Raw genomic sequence first — 18,903 nt, 5'->3', positions numbered from 1 at the left:
AATGATTTGTAAAAAGTTTTTTATGATAAAGATAGTATTTTTACTATCTGTTGTAGCTTTTTTATGCGGATGTATAAATATTGACGATTTTGAATTGGATTACGATTCAATTCAGGATTTAGGGAATAGTATGGACTTTCAAGAGTCTTTTAACACGTATTCTAATGAAAATTCTGAAATAAGGGAATTAATAAAATCTCAAAATGAAATATGGAGCTATGCCTTTGACTACAATGTTGAATCGATATACGATAATGAACTTTCAGAAATTAAAATTTCTGGAAAAGTCGATACAAGAAATAAAAAAGCCTATATTACAATGTTTTCAGAAGCAGGGTCTTTAGAAACGTATTATTTTGAAGATTCAGTTTACCTTGGAGCGAAAAGTGGTGGAGAAACTAATTGGATGAAAATACCTTCAGAGGAATCTAGTTTTGAAGAAGATTATGACATGATGTCAAAATACGATGAAGGATTATATGGCCTTAAAAACGGTGAATTTGAGTTAGTTGGTGAAGAAACTGTAAATGGTATAAGGTGCTATAAACTAAAAATGAATGTAAAAAACTATCTAAATACTAACGTGGCCGCAACTAATATTGCTGGAAATGAGGACGTAGTTAAATATGATGTAGCTGATGTCGCATATTATGTTGATAAATCGAATGGATATATTCTCAAAACTGCAGTAAGAATTAAGGGGACTGATGAATCAAGTATTCCTTTTGATTACACGTATTTTTTAAGTTTTAAGGATATAAATAAAGTTCAAAATATCGAACTTCCAATCGATGCAAAAAACGCCATAGATGTTCAAAGTTATTACTTAAATTATCAGTAAAAAAATAGAATAAGTTATGTATTTTTTTATTTTATTTTATTTTATTTTATTTTTTCAATTTCAATCGAAATATCGTAATTTTCTTCATTAGGAGTTTTTATATTCCAATTTTGGGAGTATTCTGATTTTAAATTTTTAACAAAGTTTCCTCTAACCTCATTTGCAATGTGGAAAATTGATTCTTCACTAAATTCTATTCCTTCTAATCTTATGTTAATTCTATCGTTAATATCTAAATCCATGTCCTTTCTCATTGACTGGATTCTTCGAATAACTTCTCTTTTAAGCCCATCCATGATTACTTCACAGTTCATATCTATATTCATGTAAACGTTTCCTTTTGAAAATTCGATTCCAACAATATTTTCAGGAATATCTACTTTAAATTCAACATATTCGGGCTTTATAGTAAATCCTAAAATATCAATTTCTCCAGATTTTAAATTTTCTTTTAATTCTTTTGGATTTACTGAATTTATTGCACTAACCACTTTTGGAACGTTGCTTCTAAATATTTTTCCAAGTTCCTTAAAATTTGGTTTTACTGTAACATTTCCTTCAAATTCTTTTAATTCAATATTTTTTACGTTACCCTGTTCTTTTATCAAATATTCGTATTTTTCAACAGTTTCTTTGATATTTTCTGGAAGAGTTATTTTTGTAATAGGATACCTTAAAGTGTATTTTACCTTATCTCTTCCTTTTAAAATGGAATCAACTACTTCTCTTACTATTTCAATATCTTCTTCAAGCTTAGAATTTATAAATTCTGTTTCAACGGTTAATTTATTCATGAAAACGCTTTCAGGCATATTTTCAGTTTTTAAATTTTGGTATATCTCTTCTGAAATATGGGGTGTTACTGGAGACATAATCATAATTAACTTCATAATCACGTAGTAAAGCGTCTGGTATGCAGAAAGCTTTTGAACATCGTTTTTTTCCATCCATGTTCGATCCCTTATTAATTTAATATACCATCTTGAAAGGTCATTTAATATAAAATCCCTTATCATCCATGTGTATGTGTGTAAATGGGGTTTTTCTAAAGCTTCAATTGCATCTTTTGAAACCGTATTTACCCTACTTAAAATCCAAGCGTCTTCATCTTTTAAATGCTTGAAATATTCGTTATTTGGAATAAATTCATCTAGTACCATGTAGTTTGTTGAAAATGCATAGGAATTCCAAAGCGTGTTTAAAGCGCTTCTTACTTCATCCATTTCAGAATATGAAAACCTAAGGTCTTCCCAAGCTTTATTTGCACTTAATAGGTAGAACCTTAAAACATCTGCACCATATTTTTCTGTAACTTCATCAGGACTTACAATGTTTCCTAATGATTTACTCATTTTCTCTCCAGTTTCATCAAGCGTAAAACCGTGCATCATACACTTTTTGTATGGTGTATCATTAAATACAACAGCACTTAGTGCATGCTGCGAATAGAACCATTTTGTTACTTGATCGTTCCCTTCAGTAATAAATTCTGCCTTTTTAAGTTCTTTTGAGCCAATTGAGGCATAAGGTGCTAGACCACTATCATACCAAACGTCCAAAACGTCAGGAGTTCTAGTCATTATGCCTCCACATGAACATTTTAGCGTAATTTTATCAACTGTCGGTTTATGAAGGTCACTTAAATCAACGTCCTTTTCATTGGCTTTATCTATTAATTCGGAAATAGCTCCAATTACTTCATACTTTTTGCAACAGTCACAAGTCCAGATTGGAATTGGAATTCCCCAGTATCTCTGTCTTGAAATGTTCCAGTCTCCAACAAAACTTACTCCATTTACATATCTTGTTTTAACCCAGTCGGGAACCCAATCAACTGTTTTTCCTTGTTCAATTATTCCTTCTTTTATTTTTGAAATTGAAAGGAACCATTGTTCAGTTGCCCTAAATAAAAGGGGAGTTTTACATCTCCAGCAGTGCGGATACGTGTGTTTTACTTTTCCAGAATTTATTAAAAGATTTTTCTCAATTAATCTTTCAATAACTGGTTTATCCATTTCCTTTACAAATAAACCTTTCCAAATACTTTCAATATATCTCCCGTTATCGTCAATAGGGGCATATGCAAGGATACCATATTCTTTCCCAACATTAAAATCGTCTTCACCAAATCCTGGTGCAGTATGGACGAGTCCAGTTCCGCCTTCAAGAGTTACGTGGTTTCCGGGAACGATTGAATGAGCATTTTTTAATAAACTAAATTCGCCCTGTTTTTCATTTTCTTCTAAAAATGGGTGAATGTACTTTAAACCTATTAGTGATTCACCTTTAACGGTTTTAGAAATATGGAACTTTAAATCCGGATTTTGCTTTTCGCCCTTTTTCATTACTTCTGGAACCAATTTTTCTGCAATAATCCAAGTTTCATTTTTACCGTTAAATTCAACATTAACATAAGCGTAATCAAATTCCGGATTAATACAAACGAGCATGTTTGAAGGAAGCGTCCAAGGCGTCGTTGTCCAGATTGTTATAAATTCGTTGCTGTCTTTTAATTTAAATTTGACGTAAACTGAAGGGTCAAGTACTTCTTTATATTCCCCCCTAACTTCATGTTCAGCAAGTGAGGTTTCACATCGTGGACACCAGTATCCTGACCTTAAATCTTTTGTAAGTAAATCCTTTTCATGTGCTTTTTTAAGCGTCCACCAACCCATTTCTATGTAATCGTTTTTAATTGGCATGTATGCGTTTTCAAAATCTAACCATATCCCTAAATTTTTGAACTGTTTTTCCATGTTTGAAAGGTGATTTAGTGCAAATTCTTTACATTTATCAATAAAAACTTGTGTACCTATTTTAGTTTCAATATCTTTTTTAGAACCTATGTTAAATTCATTTTCAACTTTAACTTCGATAGGAAGGCCGTGCATATCCCAACCAGCTTTATCGAGAACATTATATCCTTGAATTCGTTTAAATCTTAAAACAGTATCTTTAATGATTTTATTCCATGCAGTTCCAAGGTGGATTGCACCTGAACAATAAGGTGGGCCATCAACAAAATAATAATCTGGCCCATATTCATTTAACGATTTTACTTTTTCATAGGTGTTATTTTCTTTCCAATAATTCTTTATATTTTTATCGAGTTCTCTAAAATTAACTCCTTTGACTTGTTTCATATATTCACCCCGATATGATGATTTTCTAAGGTTTGTGTTTATTTTATAAATTTTTAATTTTTAACTCTTAATGTCTTCTGCATCTTCTTCTGAATTGTCAAGGTTTTTACTTTTATAGTATCCCTTTAAAAGTGGCATTTTTGGAAGGTCTTCTAATAAATAAAAGTACGGTTCATGCCGTTCACTGACAATTACGATGTGTGCAGGCGGGTGAATTTTCCTGATTCTGTCTATTGCCCTTGGAGCATTTTCTTCAATTCTGACTAGGCAGGCTTTCTTACATGGTTTTTTAATATCTCCAACGATATGTTCTAAAATTTCGTCCGCAGCTTCTGGAACCATTATCCTTGGTTTTCCGAGAATTGTTAATTTTGCATGTCGGTGGACGTCAGCTATTGCATTTTTAATTTTTTCATAGCTATCGCCCCGAATTATCAAGAGTACCATGTTTTCACCGTGTTTTAATTTTAAAATTTTAAAGTAATAAATTACTTTTTACCCCACATATCAAGGTATTCTTGAAGAATAAATGGGAAATCTTTTGCATTAACAAACCTGAGTCCAAGCCTTTGGGCCCATTTTTCTATGCCTTCATCATTTGCAACTACTGCTGCATCTAATTCTTTTGCAAGTAATAATACATCTAAATCAGGAGCACTATCTAATGTACCCCCTCTAAGGGCATTTCTATATTTATCCCTAAAATTATTGACTGTTTTAGAAAGTACTTCGTTTAAAACGTCATCTTTATTCTTTTCTTCAGGTTTTTTAAGTATGTATGCTTCAAGGGCTGTTTCATACATAGCGTTTTCACTTATCCTCATTCCTTTATTTATTCTTTCCCTTAAATCTTTTATATACTCATATAGGATTTCTGATGGAATTTTTATTTCATACCTATTAGGCGTTTTTTTAACGAGCCATGTATCTACTTTGATTATAATTTCGTTTTTACAACCTTCCCGATTTAAAAAACCTATTAATTCATTATAAACGGTGTTATACGGGATATGGCAAGAAATATCGAGTTTAACCCTTGCTTTAGATATTATGTCCATGATTTTTTCTGCAGATTCGGAAATATTTGTGGCACCGAGGGATTTTCTAACCCCGCTATCTGTAATTGCAGTTGTATCTAAGCAAAACCGTTGTTTTTGCAATATAATCTCCCCCTGAAATTAATACATATTTGTACTAATTATTCTTTAATTTTTAAAATTCGTATTTTTGAAGGGTAGTTTTCGATATATCTTGATACGGTATCCCTATCAATTCTCGCTTCAAGTTTTGATATGGTTCTCTCGATATGGTTTTTTGAAAAACCTATTGGTATTTGTAATTTTACTTCTGAAATGGAATTATAGTGTTCTTTTTCGTTTAACCTTTCCGCAATATTTTTTGAAACATAGTCTTCTAAATTGTGGCTATTAACTGTTTCAAGTACTCTATGTTCGTTTCTTTCAAGAACAAAATCCAATATATCAGTTCCAAAAGATTTAAAAATTTCTAACGTAGTTTCTGGAAGCATGTGTTTAATTGAGTCAAAATTTCCGCTCATAACGCCTTGCCTAATTTTTGTCCCACTTATTCCTTCAATTCTTTCGATAAATTTAAATTCAGGGCCCCAATTTTTTAGTTTTTCTTTTAATTTATACATTGTATAGGACATCGATGCAATAACGTAATTATCAATTTCGAGCTTTTCTCCAAGTTTTTCGCCCGATTCAATACATGAAATATTGTACGGTTTTATTTTGATATGATTTTTGGAATTTATTGAGTTTATTACTTTTTCCATGATTCCTTCTTTTATATATCCCCTTGGAATTATGTCCCCATTTAATGAATAAAACATTTTTATTAAGCACTGCATGTATTGTCCAGAACCCATAATTCCCATTGGGGGCCCTTCAACTACAATATCTGCACCAGCCCGAACGGCCATTTCGGCCCTGACATGCCTGTCAACTAAGTATGGTACGCCTCTTCCACTTCTTTCAAGGGGGCCAGGTATTACGCTTATAAATATTCCATGGTTTTTACCAAAATCCAAGCAGTACTTATGCCCATTATGTAACGGATTATATTCTGTAAAGTCTATCACTATTTTTTCAGTATTTTTTTCTTCTTTTATATTATTAATAATTTTTTGAACGTCTAAAATATTTTTTGAACGCTTAGAATCTTCTATAATATTTTTTCGGTCTATAAGGAACTTTTCAATCATCATGTCTCCTATATTATAGCATGTTTTATTTATGCATTTTTCATATACGGTATGCACCGAAAAGTTTATATATCATGAATACTATGTTTAGTTTGCTCTCAGTAGGGAGTTAATGTAAGCAAATAGGACTCATGGTCTAGTTGGCTATGACATCGCCCTTACAAGGCGAGGGTCGCCGGTTCGAATCCGGCTGGGTCCACTATTTTAATTTTGAGCATATGTATCGATATATTTAAATGTTTTTAAATTTTAGAAATTTTAAATTTTAAAATTAGTTTTTAAATTAAACTTAAAATTAAAATTTAGACTTTTTCTAGTATTAAAAATTTGATTAATTCTTTAAAAAATTAAAAGTTTATTTTTTAGAATTTATTATAGTTTAATTTGAACCAGAATGTCCTCTTTTAGTTTGGGACTGTTTTTCAATTGCAGCCGCCCTTTTTTCAAGTTCGCCACGTATTCTTGTTACTTCTTTTGATGTTTTTTGGATTTGAGTTGTTATTAATTCTTTTGTTTTTTCAAGCTCATCTAAACTATTTTTGAAATCTAAAATTACCTCTTCTACATCTTTTTCAAGCAATACGTCAACACCTACTGAAAGTATTATTTTTTCAGGGTTTTTAACATCCGCTTTAACAAAAGAACCCGCTCCAAGGGGTAACATTATTTCGCCAGACGTTTTTAAACTTTCCATGGACTCGATAGCCCTTACAAGTTCCATTATCATTAAATCAATATTTGAAAGCTCTTCTTGAAGTTTTTGAACTTGCTGATTGTACACGTCAAGTGCCATAAATTGGTTTTGAAGTTCTTCATTCATTCTGTCACCATTGCCTAGTTTTTATAACACGATAAACTTATTTAGTTATGCCGTGTTTAGATTTTACAAGTAAACTGTGTCTTTTTATATTTTTATAGTTACGATAATTATATATATCTATTTATCATTATTAATAATTACTAATAGCTCAGATTATATACGGTGTAACTATGAACCTTTTTGGACTTTTTGGGTATATTATTGTTTTTTTAAAAGCATTAGGCGAAGCATGGGTGGATGTTGTAAAGAGAAGTATCGATGGAAAAATTGACCCTGAAATTATTGAAATAAGTACGGATATTGAAAGCTTCAAAGGTCAAGTACTTCTTGCATCAAGTATTACTTTAACGCCCGGAACACTTACTATCGACCTTGATTCCGAAAAAAAGACATTAAAGGTGGCATCTATAAGCCCTAGAACAAAAGATGAAATTATCCCATTTGAACCATATATAAAAAAGATGTTTAATTAATATGGTTTTATTATTATGTTTTTAGATTTTAACTATTTTCACTTAAAAACCATTTTGGAGTTTTTAATAGTTTGTAACCTCCAAGTGGCCCAGGTTTTGTCTCAATTACAAATTCAAGTTTTCTTAAGTCGTTAATTCTATTGTGAACAGCAACTCGACTGTCCCTATCAATATGATTTTTTAAATATTCGCCTGAAATATACTCTGAATTTTTAGAAAAAATTCCTTCTTTTTCAAGGGTTTTTCTTGCCTCTTTTTTTGAAATATCTTTACTTAAACTTTCATAAAATTCCATGACATCAAGAAATATGCTTATAATTTTGAAGTGTCCAATGTCTATTTTGACATTTTTTTCAAAAGCCCTTTCAAGAAATGTCCAGAAATCAATTTTTCTAGATAATTTGTGAATATTTAGCTTATCTGACATTTAGACACCTTAATTAATTATTTTTTAATTACATTTTTACAGCTTACTTTCCTTGCAATTGCAACTTCACCAATTTTTATGAGCCCAGTAAAGAATTTTTCAAGTCCCCCACAAGACCATATTGCCTGACCAAATGTTGAATTTTTAATCCTTACTTCATATTCTTTCCCCGTTATTTCTTCGCCGGTAGTTTGTTTAGTTACAATTGCAGCCGATTCCATTAATTCATCCCAGGATATTCCTTTTAATTCACCCATTAGTGATTTAAAAATGTTATATACTGGAATATCATACATTTTAGATAAAGTTTTTGTAATGTCACAGTTTCTAACTAGTCCAACAATTCTTTTTTCGCTATCCAAAACAGGCATACTCACAACTTTATATTCTACAATTTTTTTAACAGCGTCACTTGCAGGATCTTCTTCATTTAATAAAATTACGTCTTCTACCGGACTCATTATTGAACTTACTGGTTTAGACTTATCTGAAATTACCATAATGTCTATTGAATTTATCCAGCCGATTAATTTTTCATCTTTATTAATAACTGGAGTACTAAATCTTTTAGTTTTATTCATAAGTTCGGCAGTGTATTCTATTGAATATTCAGGATATATTTTTAGAAATTTCGTATCCATCAGGCTTTTTACTTTCATAATTTTTCCCAACCCTTTTTTATTTTTCCATCACATTTTCAATAGATATTGCAGTTACAGGGCAATTTTTTTCGCATTTTCCACAAAATATGCAAACTGGCTTTGAAACTACCATTTTCCCATTTTCATAAGTTATTGCAGAAACGGGACAAATTTCGCTACAAACCATACAATCTACGCATTTTTCATTATCTAAGAAAATGGACTTTTTAAAATCTATTTTACCCATTTCATTTTCAACTTTTATTGATTTTTTTGGACAGACTTTTTCACATGCAGTACATCCCATACATAAGTTAAGATTGATATCTATACTATTTTTTCTTTCAACAGTTATTGCATCTGTTGGGCAGAATTTTTCACAGATTCCACATTTTATGCACGAATCCATATCAATGCAATGTTCTTTTAAGCGTATTTTTCTATGGGCTACTGGAACTTCATTTAATTCGTATATTACTGTATCGCCCTTTAATTCTGCTTTTCCTTCTAAAACATTTATTGCACTAACTGGGCATGTTTTTGCACATATTTCACACTTTACACAATTTTCAGGAATTATTTCAGCAGGATTTTTAACTGAAGGTTTTTTTATTGCAGAAACGGGGCACTCTTCAAAACACAAGTTACAACGAATACATTTACTGGATTCAACGTAAAGGTTCTTTTCAACAGGTAAAAACGAACCAGTAAGTTTTTTTTCAACTTCTTCGTAGCTTACGCCTAATTTTTCCGAAATACTTGAAATAATTTTTCCAACTGGTTTTTTTATAGTTATCATCCAAACACCTTGAAAATCCTAATTATTCTAATTCAATGGCATCTGCAGGGCATATTCTTTCGCAATGTCCACAAAGCACACATTTTTCATTAAATTTAATTCCTGATTTTAATTCATCTATTGCACCAAAAGGACAGTTTTTAATACATACGATACACATTACACATTTTTTTCTATCGTACATTATTTTTTTATTTTTACAATGATTTTTTTCAACTACAATATCCCCATCAACAACTTTTACTCGTGCTTTTGTAATTTTTATTGCAGAAACGGGGCATATATCAACGCAATTTCCACAGTAAACGCAAGATTTATTTATGTTTGGAATATCTGGATATTTAGAATTCATTGCAGAAACGGGGCATATATCAACGCATTTATTGCATAATATGCAAGTTTCGGGATTTATTTCAATCTTATTACTTATCAACTGACTTTCAAGTTCTAAGGTAACATTTAAATCATCAAAATATTTTTTAACTAATTCTGATACCATGTTAATCACCCTTCTTGTTTTTTTCAGGTATTTTGGTATCAGATATAATTTTTTTACCTTTTTCTTTTATTTCTTCTTTTAAAAGCACGTAGCTTTTGGTGAATTCTTCAAGGTCTTTTTGAAGAATATTCCCAAATTCATCTCTTACTTTTTGTTTCAGACTTATATCAAGTGAAACATCTGTTTTTAAAATATCAACTGCATCTACGGGACATACGTTTTCGCAAATTCCACATCTTACACAGTAAATTGGGTCAATATATGGCAAATTAGTTTCTTTTGAAATATTCAATGCATTAGGCACGTTACAAGACTTATAACAAATTCTACAACCGATACATTTTTTATCGTTTATAGTATGGCATTTTTTAGTATTTTTTGTAATTTTTGCAAGTGTTCCAGTTCTAATTGCGCTTGTAGGGCACACTGAAAGACAATGTCCACATTTTACACAGGTTACTACGGTTAATTTTTCGATATCAATTAAACCGGGGCATACGTCAACACAGTTTTTGCAATTTATACAAAGTTCTGGAACAATTCTTGGAATTTCAGGTATTATGTCCATTTCAACTTTAAAATTCATCCCGAGTCTTTCACGGTCAAACTTCTTGTATTGCGAAACATCTATTTTATTAGATAGTGATAATTCATCATAAGTTAGAATTGCATTTTCAACTGGACAACTATCTATACATTTTTTACAACTTACACAGCTATTAACGTCAATTTTATAAATTGAAAATCTATTATGGGATATTGCATCTACAGGACAGACTTTTTCACAAGAACTGCAACTTACACAAACTTCGCTATCTATTACAAGGTTTATTTTTTTTGGAACATTCCAACTAAGTCCTGAAGCTTCTTTTCTTAATGTCCCCATTTCTAAAACTTCTGTGGGGCACGATTCAACACAATTTCCGCAATTTATGCATGAACCGTCGTCAAAATCAGGCATTATTCTATTGTATTCTTCATTATGTTTCATTAAAATTGCATCCGAAGGACATGATTCGGCACATGCACTGCAACTTATACATTTTTCTGGAAAATCTACAGTTACAGGAATTTTTCTAAATCTTTCGGGTTCAATATAGCTTTCTTTTTCAGATTTAGCGTTCGTAAACTTTTTAAACCACTTCTTTCTTACGAACTCGTAAAGGTACCAAATAGATGATGACATAATACCCTCCTGTAATCAGTTTAATTATTAAAACTTGTAATTACTACTTTTTCCCGTAATTGTATCTTTTAATTCAATTGTTCGCTCAGTACAGGATACGCAAGGGTCGATTGAAGTATATGTTGCAACAGCATCTGAAATAGTTGGACACGTTTTTAGCATGTACTTATAAGCTTCTAAGTTCATTACTGTTGGGGTCCTTATTATTATTCTTTTTATGAGTCCTCCATCAGTAATTGCTATTTTGTAGTATACTTCACCCCTATGCGCTTCATTTTTCCATTCACCTTCAGAACCTTTAATTTCTGCTTTAGTTCTCACGTGGCCGGAGCATTCTGAATAAAGCTCAAGTGCTCTTCTAATAAGCTTAATACTTGTAATCATTTCGTCATGCCTTACCATCATTCTAGCGTAATTGTCTCCTTCATTTCTCCAATCTGGCTTAAAGTTTAAAGCCTGATAAGTTTCATGTCTAAGTCTCCAATCGCTTTCAGGAATTCCAGATGCTCTTGCAACAGGCCCTGCCGCACGGGTTTTCATTATTTCTTTATACCCTATAGTTCCTATATGTTTACTCCTCATTCCAATAAGGGGCCCGTTTTGGAATGCTTCTACAATGTTTACAATGTCATCTTCAAACTCATCTAGTTTTTTATAAATTGAATCTAAAAGCTCTTTATTTAAATCTAATCTGACTCCACCAACGACGTTAAAACCCATGTTTACCCTATTTCCCGTAATAGATTCGAGTAAATCCATGATGGTTTCCCTTGCATTTAGCATCCATATTCCAATAGTTTCATGTTCAATTGCAAGATTATAGACTGCTGCTGCAATTAAGTGACTGTGTAATCTTTCAAGTTCACATGTAACCACCCTTAAGTATTCTGCCTTCTCAGGTGCTTTTATATTACACATATTTTCAATACATTCCGCAAATGTTTGTGTATGAATATATGAGCAAATTCCACAAACACGTTCAGCTAGGTGAATTCCTTTTAAATAATGTTTTCCTTCCATTATTCGCTCAATACCCCTATGTACGTAACCCATATCTAACTCTGCACCTTTTACGTTTTCTCCTTCGACAAGGAGTTTTATACGGATGGGCTCTTTTAGTACTGGGTGAATAGGCCCAATTGGCACTACATTCATAAATATCATCTCTAAATTCAAGCTTTGGTTTTATTTTTTTCTTCTTTTAGTTTTTGATTCATAATCTTTTCTTTTGCAGCAAGTGCCTCCGGTGCAATTGAAACAATTGCTGAAATTATTTCTGAAGGCCTTGGAGGGCATCCTGGAAGCTTTGCATCAACAGGTATTATTTTATCAACGGGCCCAAAAATATGGCCTTCTTTAAATATTCCGCCACTTAATGCACATGCCCCGATTGAAACTACTATTTTAGGTTCTGGAGTTTTTTCATAAAGTTCAAGAAGTCTTTTTTCCCAAGCTCCAGTTACTGGGCCAGTAACAACTAAAACATCAGCTTCTCTAGGATTATTATGCACGTAAATCCCGTATTGTTCTATATCGTACCTTGGAGCAAGTGTAGATACAATTTCAATATCGCAACCGTTACAACCGCCGGTGTTAACGATACAGACATTAATGGATCTTTTTCTTACAAAATCTTTAATCATGATAATCATCTCTACGAATTATTCTTCTCCTTTTAAAATTTTGACTGCAAGGGCCCGCCCTTCTTCAAGAGATTCATTATAGGGCTTTTTTCGAATAATCGTATCTTCAACAACTTTTTTTCGTATCAAATCGGCATCATTTTTAGAAATAAGCCCGAAAAAATCCGCTATCCAGCAAAGTCCAAGGTCAATATCGACTCTTCTTCCAAGGCACCCCATTTTTGCCTGTTCAACGTAGGCATGTGATTCGTAAAGCGATGCACTATCGTAAATTTTGACAAATATATCTACAACGTCATCCATTGGAAGTTTCAATGCTTTTGAAATTGGAACAATCGCTTCTTCCATGATGTAGCGGTTTCCTTTTATAATATTATATTTTTGTTTTAAACTCGAATCTTTGTAGTTTTTATCAATATCTTCTAGCATATTTTTCACCTTTATTGCTAGAACAGCCCTAATGTTAATATAAATCCAATAACTGCAAGTATTACTCCAAGACTGAATTCTGCATGGCCGTATCCGGGCCTCATTCCTAATGGAAATGCAAGAAATAGTATTGAGATAGGTAAATTAACTGTAAATGCAAGACCTCCAATAACTGCTGAAGCAAGAGCGGCTATATCAAGACTTCTTTCAATATATGGCTTTTTGTATTTTTTGTAGCTATATGATAAGCCAAGCGAAGAACCCAAAATGAAGGTAAGTGCACTTATTAGTAGTGTAAACGGAACTTCGTTCATGAAAATCACCCTGAAATAAATGCGAAATATCCTAAGTATATAAATGCCACTAGTACTAGAAGCATCATTAGGTGTTCGGTAGTTTCTATTAAATGGACTATTTTTTTACTTTTCATAGTTAAAACTAAAATTCCGGCTATTAGTATTATAAAAATGCCTAAAATTGGATTTACGGGCTTTTGCAATATGCTGATTAAAGCAATCATTCCAAGTGTTACAATTCCCGCAATTGAAAGTAATTGGATGTACTGTTTCATTTTTACCACCTAATGGGTAATTCTGTATGCCAGATCGATTAACGTAAGTGATGCAATCGTTATCTGGAGCATTACTGAATGATTTGGTGCAAGAAGTGGTGTTAGGGCACATATAAATGTTATGACTACCGTAAGCACAAGCATCCCTATAAGCGTAAGTACTGGATTTAGTGCAAATATTGGCCCTAAGAATAATGCCATGAATAACCATAAGAGTACAAACCACGCTATTGCGTCTCCAATCATTATAATTGATTCAAGGGGGCCGTAGTGCTCGGTTATATATCCACTTACAATGTCTTTTGCTTTAACGATTCCAAAAGGGCTAAAAGGGGCTTTTGAAACTAAAAGCACGAAGATTGCAAATGCACTCATTGGTAATTGAAATATTAATGGCCCATTTGCTATTTGGTAGGACAATATGTCTTTAATTATTAAAGAATCGGTTACAACGTAAATAATTCCTGCTGCAGCAAACAATGGAACCTCTGCTGCTGCTGAAAAGACACTTCTAACACCACCAATTTTACCATATGGAGAACCACTACTTAATCCACAGCCGTGCTCGACGATTTTTTGAAGGATGTATAGTCCAATAAGAATTAATAAAGATGATTCAAATACGATTCCAATAAACAGTGCACTCATCCACACCATAATATCCATGAGTGATACGAACACGTAAAGCGGATTTCCCGCAGAAATTGGGAAGGTTATTTCTTTAAAGTAAAATTTAAAGGTATGTATTAAATATTGTATAATTGGAGGCCCAGGTCTTCCTTGAATTCTTGCCATAAGTTTCCTATGGAATCCCAATAAGATTCCCCCGACTAAAAATGCGTAAAGTGCATATAAAAGTCCGTTAACAATGCTTGGTACTGCACTCAAATTACCACCCTCTAAACGGAATTTGGCCTATTTTTTCCCGCCTTGATTTAGGGCCTAGAAATATTGAAACGGCATAAATAATAAATGGGGTAAATACTGCTGTTGAAAGGTAAGTGACCATATCATTTTTAGGATTTAAATATAATATTCCAATATACCCTAAAATTCCAATCAACATTGCAAAGTACCCGCTTTTTTTTTCAGGACTCATTTTTCCACCTTAGGATATTGTAAGCAGAATTTCTACAGTTCTTACAATTACAAGTAGCGATGAGAGGTGTATCATTAAAATGTACGGGGCACCTGGGGCTCGAAACATTTCTGCTTTTGCAGCGTAAAATGGAGCAACGCCCGTTTCACCAATCATTCCAATTGCATAAAGTATTTTTAGATATAATAAATCATGAGACATTTTTGAAAGTTCAAATATCGAAAGAGTTCCCGTTTTACCCAAAATTAAGGCGGCTGCACCAAATAACGGAAGTGAAGATATCATTGCGATAATTCCATAATGGAATGCAGCATTTAAAACCCATTCTTTTTTAACTGCTGAGACAATTCCTATATTTGAAATACCGATTACCGCAAGAAATAGTGCAAAATTAAAAAGGTCCCCAGTAAGCATTGAGAATGCAGTTGCAACTCCGCATACTATGGACATGAATTTTCTTACCCTTAATTCCTCAGCCGTTACGTGGTTAAATTTATCACCAAACTCGTACATCTGTGCTTCAAGCTGTTTTTCAGGTTTTGTAAGATAAACTACACATGTGAAAAACATCGCTACAACAAATCCTATAAGCGAAAAATCTGTTAAATAAAATATAATGTCGCCCAAAGGAATTATGCCATAAAAGTTTCCTGCAATCGATTCAAAAAGCATTTTAATCACCTTTGGTCAAAATTATTCTAACAACTCCCCGATTAGTCCAAGTTTTGAACCCACTTTTAAAGAAAGTCCAAATCCAGCCATAATTAAGAAGTATAACCACCTATCTGGGAACAGGAATAGTCCAATATAGCCCAATATCCAAAGAGTCCAGAATATTCCGGAAAGTCCGGAAATTCCTTCAAATGATACTTTTAACTCTTTTGAAAGTATTTTTTTACCAGTAGCTCTTTTAGCTAGTATGTAGAATAAAAGACCGCTAGCAATAATTGCACCGCCAGTAAATCCACTTAAAATTGCACCATAAACCACTAAAATGAATGCAAAGAATTTTGGAGTAGTATAAAGTACTTCCATTTTGTTAAACCGTATATTAAGATTTGGAGTTTCCTTAATTGTAAATTCTTCTAATAATTTCGACTTTTTCTTTTTACCAGTTTTTTTCAGTTCATTTCTAGATACGAATATTTCTGAAACTGCCAATAGTTCAGCCATTCCAACAACAAGCCCTGGAAGAATTAAGGCTTCTGCAAGGTCTGTTCCAACTGCGGCAATTATTACGAGCATTGCAAATTCTACAAGATCAGTTAGTAAAATCATGTTTAAATCTGATTTTTGGCGAGATATTGTATAAAGGGATAATATACCTACGATTAACCCGACTCCAACAGTTTTACTAAACATTAAACTTACGTAGTCCATTATTCCACCTTATTGTTTCGATTAAGAAACAGCCAGCCAAATATTGTAAATGAGAGTAATAACGTTAATGATTCAAGTACTGTATCAAAACCTCTAGTATAGTAAAGTATCTCATCTAAAATTCCGCCAGGGGTCGATACGATTGTAGTTCCAAAGTACATAGTATTTTGACTGATAAATACTGCAATTGGTGACAGGTATGCAGTAATATGCCCCCTTAATGGTTGGTACTCAGGATACTGAGATTTTACATCTGCTGCTTCTTCAAAGGAAATTCCGCCCCTGTCGTAAGGTGCCAAAGGTGTTATTAATACCTGTCCTTGAATACTGTCTTTTGGATAAAGCTGATTTTCATTAAACGTAGTTGGTAAGAATATTCCTATAAATAAAAAAATGCAGATAAATACCGAGAATAATCTGGAGACTGCACTGGGCTTAGAAATATAATTCCAGGCTTCATTTATTCTTTTCATATTATTCCTCCAGCTCTACGTTTTTTAGAATGGCCCTAACTAAAATTAACGTTAATATCGCATTTACTCCAAGAAATGTCATCAATGCAAGGGTTTGATTGTACGCTAAAAATACAAGACAAACCCCAATTGATGGAACTTCTATATTTAAAAGCCTTTTAAATGGGTCTTTTGTCATTGGGCCGATAACTGCGCCAACCGTTCCCAATATTAATAAAAAGTATCCTGTATACATTGTTAGGGTAATTAAATCCATTTTATCACCTATTTAGTAAGCACAGGAACTTCCGTACTGTATTTTTTCTTTGTTTTTAAGGCGTATTCGTATTTTAAAACCCCCAAAAGCAAAATTAACGTTGCAATAGGTTCAAGTATCGAAGATACTATTGCAACATCAAGGTAGTAAAATGATGCAATAAGTCCTATTAATCCACTTTCAAGGAGTGCGAACATTATTATTTTATTGATATTGTGAGTATGGGTAATAGTACCTATTCCTCCAAGAATACAGCATCCTGCGGCAACTATTGGTAAAAATTCCATTAAATCACCTTTTCCTCTCAAACTTTTCTATTTTATCAAGTTCCCCTATCGTATGGGCTATGGCGTTACTTGAAACTGTAGATGATATAAAGTAAATTGCAGCTGCAACTGCAGCAGCTGGACTTTTTATATGTAACGCAATTAGTGCTGCAATACAAAAGTTTATGCAGCATAGCAGAGGGAGCTTTAGGGCCCTACTTTTCGTTAAAAATAATTTAACAACCGAAATCAGTCCAACTATTCCAATTGTAATTGTAATTACTGAAGACTCCATTATATCATCCCCATTTTCCTAGCAACGGTTCCAAGAATTTTAGAGGCAAATTCATGATTCAATCCCTGAATTACAAATATTGCAACTACCATTCCTGCAATAAAGTATTCTGGTAAAATAAATCCATTTAATAAATAAATCAATACCGTTGCAGTAATTGTTCCAATTGTTCCAGCATATCCTGTATCGTTACAGAGTCTGTTTCCAATGTAGATAAATAAAGAAGCAATTAATCCACCTTCAACACCTAAAAGGTAGTAAAATATCGATGCCATAAGCGTACCTGCTGATGCATCAGGGGAACAGACAATGTTTCCCATAAAGTATCCTCCATTTAAATTACCGCCGATATTCTCTATTTTTTGCCCAATTACTTTTGCACCAAGAACTCCGGGTTTTTTTGGAAGCCCAAAGTACGTATCGACAATAATAAAGTTAAGAAAGCATATTAAAAATGCGATTATAACCTTTAAAATTTCAATTATTACCATCTAAAACACCCGGAAATATTTTATTTGCACATTTTGAGAAAATACTTGCAAAAATCCCGATAGCTACGCTTGAAATAATATCCAAACTAAAAAGATATCCAAAAATTGCAGTAAGTCCTAAAGCTACAATTGGGGTCGGGAATAAAAGCGAACTTTCAAATGAATCCATATCAAACGATAATTTAAGGCCGATCAATGCTCCAAATAATGTTGCGGAGATTACGGCTATGCAGTAATAAAGTAGCACCATTAATATCACCAGCAGTGTACAATCATACATTCTTTTTTAATAGAATATATTGGGGGAATTTCGTCTTTTGGAAATATCTGTATTATCGTATTATTTGAAAGTACATCAGAGACCTTTTTTTCAAGTCTACGAATATCTGAGCAATCCAAACTTATTACTACTGTTTTATTATCCAAATGTATTCCTTTAATTTCCATCCGGCCCCTAAAAAAGGATACTTCTTCGATATTCATTACTTTTAGTCTCTTTTTAATTTCTTCAGAAAATTGGTTTATATCTACAATATATACAGGATGCCCTTCAATAAATCTCCTGTAAAGAATACTGTTTGTTGTAGTCAAATCTCTTATAAACGATACAATGGCGCTTTCTAACTTTGTAAGCGATAAAACGTCTAAAAGATATAGTATTGGGTCTTCTTTATCCCATGCATTACTACATTTAAGCATTCCAAGTGTTATTGCGGCAGCATGAGCTTCTCCAGTATCCCGTTTACCCTTTTCAAGCATACTTAGGTGTGATTGACTTACACCACTTTCTTCAGCAAGTTTTGACTGGGTAATTTTGAGCTTTTCACGAAAAACCTTGATATGTTCCGGGTTTAAAAGAATTGCCCTTTCAATAATCTTTAATTTGTCGTACATTTTACCACGATTTAGTCTACAAGACTTTAAATTATTTCATAAGAATAACA

The 18,903-nt window shown here is 32.7% G+C and carries 28 protein-coding genes and 1 tRNA gene; 3 read left to right on the top strand and 26 right to left on the bottom strand.

Annotated elements, in window-relative coordinates; genetic code table 11:
• The first annotated feature begins 1 nt into the window (after nt 1).
• Complete coding sequence (locus tag MEVAN_RS04005; RefSeq protein WP_011972593.1) at nt 2-841, top strand: hypothetical protein; 840 nt, start codon at nt 2-4, stop codon at nt 839-841.
• 41 nt (nt 842-882) lie between these two features.
• On the opposite strand, the gene ileS is transcribed toward MEVAN_RS04005, so the two are convergent.
• The 4 genes from ileS to MEVAN_RS03985 are packed head-to-tail and all read right to left on the bottom strand — an operon-like array spanning nt 883 to nt 6,214.
• Nucleotides 883-3,984 (bottom strand): isoleucine--tRNA ligase, encoded by a 3,102-nt coding sequence (ileS, locus tag MEVAN_RS04000; protein ID WP_011972592.1) that lies wholly within the window; start codon nt 3,982-3,984, stop codon nt 883-885.
• A gap of 60 nt (nt 3,985-4,044) precedes the next feature.
• The gene (locus MEVAN_RS03995) at nt 4,045-4,431 is read right to left on the bottom strand and encodes a DUF356 domain-containing protein (protein ID WP_011972591.1); all 387 of its coding nucleotides are present in this window, start codon (nt 4,429-4,431) and stop codon (nt 4,045-4,047) included.
• A 41-nt stretch (nt 4,432-4,472) separates the two neighbouring features.
• Entirely contained in the window at nt 4,473-5,144 is a 672-nt protein-coding gene (locus tag MEVAN_RS03990; protein ID WP_011972590.1) for an RNA ligase partner protein, read from the bottom strand.
• Nucleotides 5,145-5,182: 38 nt separating this feature from the next.
• Complete coding sequence (locus MEVAN_RS03985; protein ID WP_083755776.1) at nt 5,183-6,214, bottom strand: nucleotidyltransferase family protein; 1,032 nt, start codon at nt 6,212-6,214, stop codon at nt 5,183-5,185.
• Nucleotides 6,215-6,336: 122 nt separating this feature from the next.
• Between MEVAN_RS03985 and MEVAN_RS03980 the strand changes: the two genes are divergently transcribed.
• Nucleotides 6,337-6,410 (top strand) — tRNA-Val (locus tag MEVAN_RS03980).
• A 180-nt stretch (nt 6,411-6,590) separates the two neighbouring features.
• Here the strand turns inward: MEVAN_RS03980 and pfdA are convergent.
• The gene (gene pfdA, locus MEVAN_RS03975; protein ID WP_011972588.1) at nt 6,591-7,031 is read right to left on the bottom strand and encodes a prefoldin subunit alpha; all 441 of its coding nucleotides are present in this window, start codon (nt 7,029-7,031) and stop codon (nt 6,591-6,593) included.
• Nucleotides 7,032-7,201: 170 nt separating this feature from the next.
• Between pfdA and MEVAN_RS03970 the strand changes: the two genes are divergently transcribed.
• Complete coding sequence (locus MEVAN_RS03970; RefSeq protein WP_011972587.1) at nt 7,202-7,504, top strand: monovalent cation/H+ antiporter subunit E; 303 nt, start codon at nt 7,202-7,204, stop codon at nt 7,502-7,504.
• Between the two features lie 28 nt (nt 7,505-7,532).
• On the opposite strand, the gene MEVAN_RS03965 is transcribed toward MEVAN_RS03970, so the two are convergent.
• From MEVAN_RS03965 to MEVAN_RS03865, 21 genes are read right to left on the bottom strand one after another with little or no spacing between them, the layout of a single operon-like run.
• Nucleotides 7,533-7,931, bottom strand: coding sequence for an HTH domain-containing protein (locus tag MEVAN_RS03965; RefSeq protein ID WP_011972586.1), 399 nt, complete (start codon nt 7,929-7,931; stop codon nt 7,533-7,535).
• Nucleotides 7,932-7,948: 17 nt separating this feature from the next.
• Nucleotides 7,949-8,590 (bottom strand): CBS domain-containing protein, encoded by a 642-nt coding sequence (locus MEVAN_RS03960; RefSeq protein ID WP_011972585.1) that lies wholly within the window; start codon nt 8,588-8,590, stop codon nt 7,949-7,951.
• Nucleotides 8,591-8,609: 19 nt separating this feature from the next.
• Nucleotides 8,610-9,371: a 4Fe-4S binding protein gene (locus tag MEVAN_RS03955; RefSeq protein WP_011972584.1), complete on the bottom strand. Its 762-nt coding sequence runs from the start codon at nt 9,369-9,371 to the stop codon at nt 8,610-8,612.
• A 22-nt stretch (nt 9,372-9,393) separates the two neighbouring features.
• Complete coding sequence (locus MEVAN_RS03950; protein WP_011972583.1) at nt 9,394-9,870, bottom strand: 4Fe-4S binding protein; 477 nt, start codon at nt 9,868-9,870, stop codon at nt 9,394-9,396.
• Nucleotide 9,871: 1 nt separating this feature from the next.
• Nucleotides 9,872-11,056, bottom strand: a complete 1,185-nt coding sequence (locus tag MEVAN_RS03945; protein WP_011972582.1) for a 4Fe-4S binding protein — start codon at nt 11,054-11,056, stop codon at nt 9,872-9,874.
• 27 nt (nt 11,057-11,083) lie between these two features.
• On the bottom strand, nt 11,084-12,211 hold the full coding sequence (locus MEVAN_RS03940) for a hydrogenase large subunit (RefSeq protein WP_048059149.1): 1,128 nt from the start codon (nt 12,209-12,211) through the stop codon (nt 11,084-11,086).
• Between the two features lie 17 nt (nt 12,212-12,228).
• Nucleotides 12,229-12,699, bottom strand: a complete 471-nt coding sequence (locus MEVAN_RS03935) for an NADH-quinone oxidoreductase subunit B family protein (protein WP_048059148.1) — start codon at nt 12,697-12,699, stop codon at nt 12,229-12,231.
• Nucleotides 12,700-12,717: 18 nt separating this feature from the next.
• Nucleotides 12,718-13,128 carry a DUF1959 domain-containing protein gene (locus MEVAN_RS03930; RefSeq protein WP_011972579.1) on the bottom strand — a complete coding sequence of 137 codons (411 nt, stop codon included), beginning with the start codon at nt 13,126-13,128 and terminating at the stop codon, nt 12,718-12,720.
• A 17-nt stretch (nt 13,129-13,145) separates the two neighbouring features.
• Complete coding sequence (locus MEVAN_RS03925) at nt 13,146-13,442, bottom strand: energy-converting hydrogenase subunit EhaL family protein (protein ID WP_011972578.1); 297 nt, start codon at nt 13,440-13,442, stop codon at nt 13,146-13,148.
• Between the two features lie 5 nt (nt 13,443-13,447).
• Nucleotides 13,448-13,699, bottom strand: coding sequence for a hypothetical protein (locus MEVAN_RS03920; RefSeq protein WP_011972577.1), 252 nt, complete (start codon nt 13,697-13,699; stop codon nt 13,448-13,450).
• Between the two features lie 9 nt (nt 13,700-13,708).
• Nucleotides 13,709-14,587, bottom strand: a complete 879-nt coding sequence (locus tag MEVAN_RS03915; protein ID WP_011972576.1) for a respiratory chain complex I subunit 1 family protein — start codon at nt 14,585-14,587, stop codon at nt 13,709-13,711.
• A 1-nt stretch (nt 14,588) separates the two neighbouring features.
• The gene (locus MEVAN_RS03910) at nt 14,589-14,798 is read right to left on the bottom strand and encodes a hypothetical protein (RefSeq protein ID WP_011972575.1); all 210 of its coding nucleotides are present in this window, start codon (nt 14,796-14,798) and stop codon (nt 14,589-14,591) included.
• Between the two features lie 9 nt (nt 14,799-14,807).
• Entirely contained in the window at nt 14,808-15,470 is a 663-nt protein-coding gene (locus MEVAN_RS03905) for a proton-conducting transporter transmembrane domain-containing protein (protein ID WP_011972574.1), read from the bottom strand.
• A gap of 21 nt (nt 15,471-15,491) precedes the next feature.
• Complete coding sequence (locus MEVAN_RS03900) at nt 15,492-16,178, bottom strand: EhaG family protein (RefSeq protein WP_011972573.1); 687 nt, start codon at nt 16,176-16,178, stop codon at nt 15,492-15,494.
• Complete coding sequence (locus MEVAN_RS03895) at nt 16,178-16,651, bottom strand: EhaF family protein (protein WP_011972572.1); 474 nt, start codon at nt 16,649-16,651, stop codon at nt 16,178-16,180. Before MEVAN_RS03895 ends, MEVAN_RS03900 begins: the two co-directional genes overlap by 1 nt.
• 1 nt (nt 16,652) lies before the next feature.
• On the bottom strand, nt 16,653-16,907 hold the full coding sequence (locus MEVAN_RS03890) for an EhaE family protein (protein ID WP_011972571.1): 255 nt from the start codon (nt 16,905-16,907) through the stop codon (nt 16,653-16,655).
• 8 nt (nt 16,908-16,915) lie between these two features.
• Nucleotides 16,916-17,194: a DUF2108 domain-containing protein gene (locus MEVAN_RS03885; RefSeq protein ID WP_011972570.1), complete on the bottom strand. Its 279-nt coding sequence runs from the start codon at nt 17,192-17,194 to the stop codon at nt 16,916-16,918.
• A 4-nt stretch (nt 17,195-17,198) separates the two neighbouring features.
• On the bottom strand, nt 17,199-17,468 hold the full coding sequence (locus MEVAN_RS03880; protein WP_011972569.1) for a DUF2109 domain-containing protein: 270 nt from the start codon (nt 17,466-17,468) through the stop codon (nt 17,199-17,201).
• Nucleotides 17,468-17,959 (bottom strand): hypothetical protein, encoded by a 492-nt coding sequence (locus MEVAN_RS03875; protein WP_011972568.1) that lies wholly within the window; start codon nt 17,957-17,959, stop codon nt 17,468-17,470. Before MEVAN_RS03875 ends, MEVAN_RS03880 begins: the two co-directional genes overlap by 1 nt.
• Nucleotides 17,946-18,209 carry an energy-converting NiFe hydrogenase A subunit EhaA gene (gene ehaA / locus MEVAN_RS03870; protein ID WP_011972567.1) on the bottom strand — a complete coding sequence of 88 codons (264 nt, stop codon included), beginning with the start codon at nt 18,207-18,209 and terminating at the stop codon, nt 17,946-17,948. The genes MEVAN_RS03875 and ehaA overlap by 14 nt, the downstream gene beginning before the upstream one ends.
• A 5-nt stretch (nt 18,210-18,214) precedes the next feature.
• Nucleotides 18,215-18,853: a helix-turn-helix domain-containing protein gene (locus MEVAN_RS03865; RefSeq protein ID WP_011972566.1), complete on the bottom strand. Its 639-nt coding sequence runs from the start codon at nt 18,851-18,853 to the stop codon at nt 18,215-18,217.
• Nucleotides 18,854-18,903: the final 50 nt, after the last annotated feature.

The sequence above is a fragment of the Methanococcus vannielii SB genome (assembly GCF_000017165.1).
GTDB lineage: Archaea > AGJL01 > Methanococci > Methanococcales > Methanococcaceae > Methanococcus > Methanococcus vannielii.
This window is presented reverse-complemented; position numbering and strand designations above follow the sequence as displayed.

What these genes read in the sequence shown, in the direction of transcription:
- MEVAN_RS04005 (WP_011972593.1), top strand. Translation starts at nt 2, where the DNA reads ATGATTTGTAAAAAGTTTTTTATGATAAAGATAGTATTTTTACTATCT.
- ileS (WP_011972592.1), bottom strand. Translation starts at nt 3,984, where the DNA reads ATGAAACAAGTCAAAGGAGTTAATTTTAGAGAACTCGATAAAAATATA.
- MEVAN_RS03995 (WP_011972591.1), bottom strand. Translation starts at nt 4,431, where the DNA reads ATGGTACTCTTGATAATTCGGGGCGATAGCTATGAAAAAATTAAAAAT.
- MEVAN_RS03985 (WP_083755776.1), bottom strand. Translation starts at nt 6,214, where the DNA reads ATGATGATTGAAAAGTTCCTTATAGACCGAAAAAATATTATAGAAGAT.
- pfdA (WP_011972588.1), bottom strand. Translation starts at nt 7,031, where the DNA reads ATGAATGAAGAACTTCAAAACCAATTTATGGCACTTGACGTGTACAAT.
- MEVAN_RS03970 (WP_011972587.1), top strand. Translation starts at nt 7,202, where the DNA reads ATGAACCTTTTTGGACTTTTTGGGTATATTATTGTTTTTTTAAAAGCA.
- MEVAN_RS03965 (WP_011972586.1), bottom strand. Translation starts at nt 7,931, where the DNA reads ATGTCAGATAAGCTAAATATTCACAAATTATCTAGAAAAATTGATTTC.
- MEVAN_RS03960 (WP_011972585.1), bottom strand. Translation starts at nt 8,590, where the DNA reads ATGAAAGTAAAAAGCCTGATGGATACGAAATTTCTAAAAATATATCCT.
- MEVAN_RS03955 (WP_011972584.1), bottom strand. Translation starts at nt 9,371, where the DNA reads ATGATAACTATAAAAAAACCAGTTGGAAAAATTATTTCAAGTATTTCG.
- MEVAN_RS03950 (WP_011972583.1), bottom strand. Translation starts at nt 9,870, where the DNA reads ATGGTATCAGAATTAGTTAAAAAATATTTTGATGATTTAAATGTTACC.
- MEVAN_RS03945 (WP_011972582.1), bottom strand. Translation starts at nt 11,056, where the DNA reads ATGTCATCATCTATTTGGTACCTTTACGAGTTCGTAAGAAAGAAGTGG.
- MEVAN_RS03940 (WP_048059149.1), bottom strand. Translation starts at nt 12,211, where the DNA reads ATGAATGTAGTGCCAATTGGGCCTATTCACCCAGTACTAAAAGAGCCC.
- MEVAN_RS03935 (WP_048059148.1), bottom strand. Translation starts at nt 12,699, where the DNA reads ATGATTAAAGATTTTGTAAGAAAAAGATCCATTAATGTCTGTATCGTT.
- MEVAN_RS03930 (WP_011972579.1), bottom strand. Translation starts at nt 13,128, where the DNA reads ATGCTAGAAGATATTGATAAAAACTACAAAGATTCGAGTTTAAAACAA.
- MEVAN_RS03925 (WP_011972578.1), bottom strand. Translation starts at nt 13,442, where the DNA reads ATGAACGAAGTTCCGTTTACACTACTAATAAGTGCACTTACCTTCATT.
- MEVAN_RS03920 (WP_011972577.1), bottom strand. Translation starts at nt 13,699, where the DNA reads ATGAAACAGTACATCCAATTACTTTCAATTGCGGGAATTGTAACACTT.
- MEVAN_RS03910 (WP_011972575.1), bottom strand. Translation starts at nt 14,798, where the DNA reads ATGAGTCCTGAAAAAAAAAGCGGGTACTTTGCAATGTTGATTGGAATT.
- MEVAN_RS03905 (WP_011972574.1), bottom strand. Translation starts at nt 15,470, where the DNA reads ATGCTTTTTGAATCGATTGCAGGAAACTTTTATGGCATAATTCCTTTG.
- MEVAN_RS03900 (WP_011972573.1), bottom strand. Translation starts at nt 16,178, where the DNA reads ATGGACTACGTAAGTTTAATGTTTAGTAAAACTGTTGGAGTCGGGTTA.
- MEVAN_RS03895 (WP_011972572.1), bottom strand. Translation starts at nt 16,651, where the DNA reads ATGAAAAGAATAAATGAAGCCTGGAATTATATTTCTAAGCCCAGTGCA.
- MEVAN_RS03890 (WP_011972571.1), bottom strand. Translation starts at nt 16,907, where the DNA reads ATGGATTTAATTACCCTAACAATGTATACAGGATACTTTTTATTAATA.
- MEVAN_RS03885 (WP_011972570.1), bottom strand. Translation starts at nt 17,194, where the DNA reads ATGGAATTTTTACCAATAGTTGCCGCAGGATGCTGTATTCTTGGAGGA.
- MEVAN_RS03880 (WP_011972569.1), bottom strand. Translation starts at nt 17,468, where the DNA reads ATGGAGTCTTCAGTAATTACAATTACAATTGGAATAGTTGGACTGATT.
- MEVAN_RS03875 (WP_011972568.1), bottom strand. Translation starts at nt 17,959, where the DNA reads ATGGTAATAATTGAAATTTTAAAGGTTATAATCGCATTTTTAATATGC.
- ehaA (WP_011972567.1), bottom strand. Translation starts at nt 18,209, where the DNA reads ATGGTGCTACTTTATTACTGCATAGCCGTAATCTCCGCAACATTATTT.
- MEVAN_RS03865 (WP_011972566.1), bottom strand. Translation starts at nt 18,853, where the DNA reads ATGTACGACAAATTAAAGATTATTGAAAGGGCAATTCTTTTAAACCCG.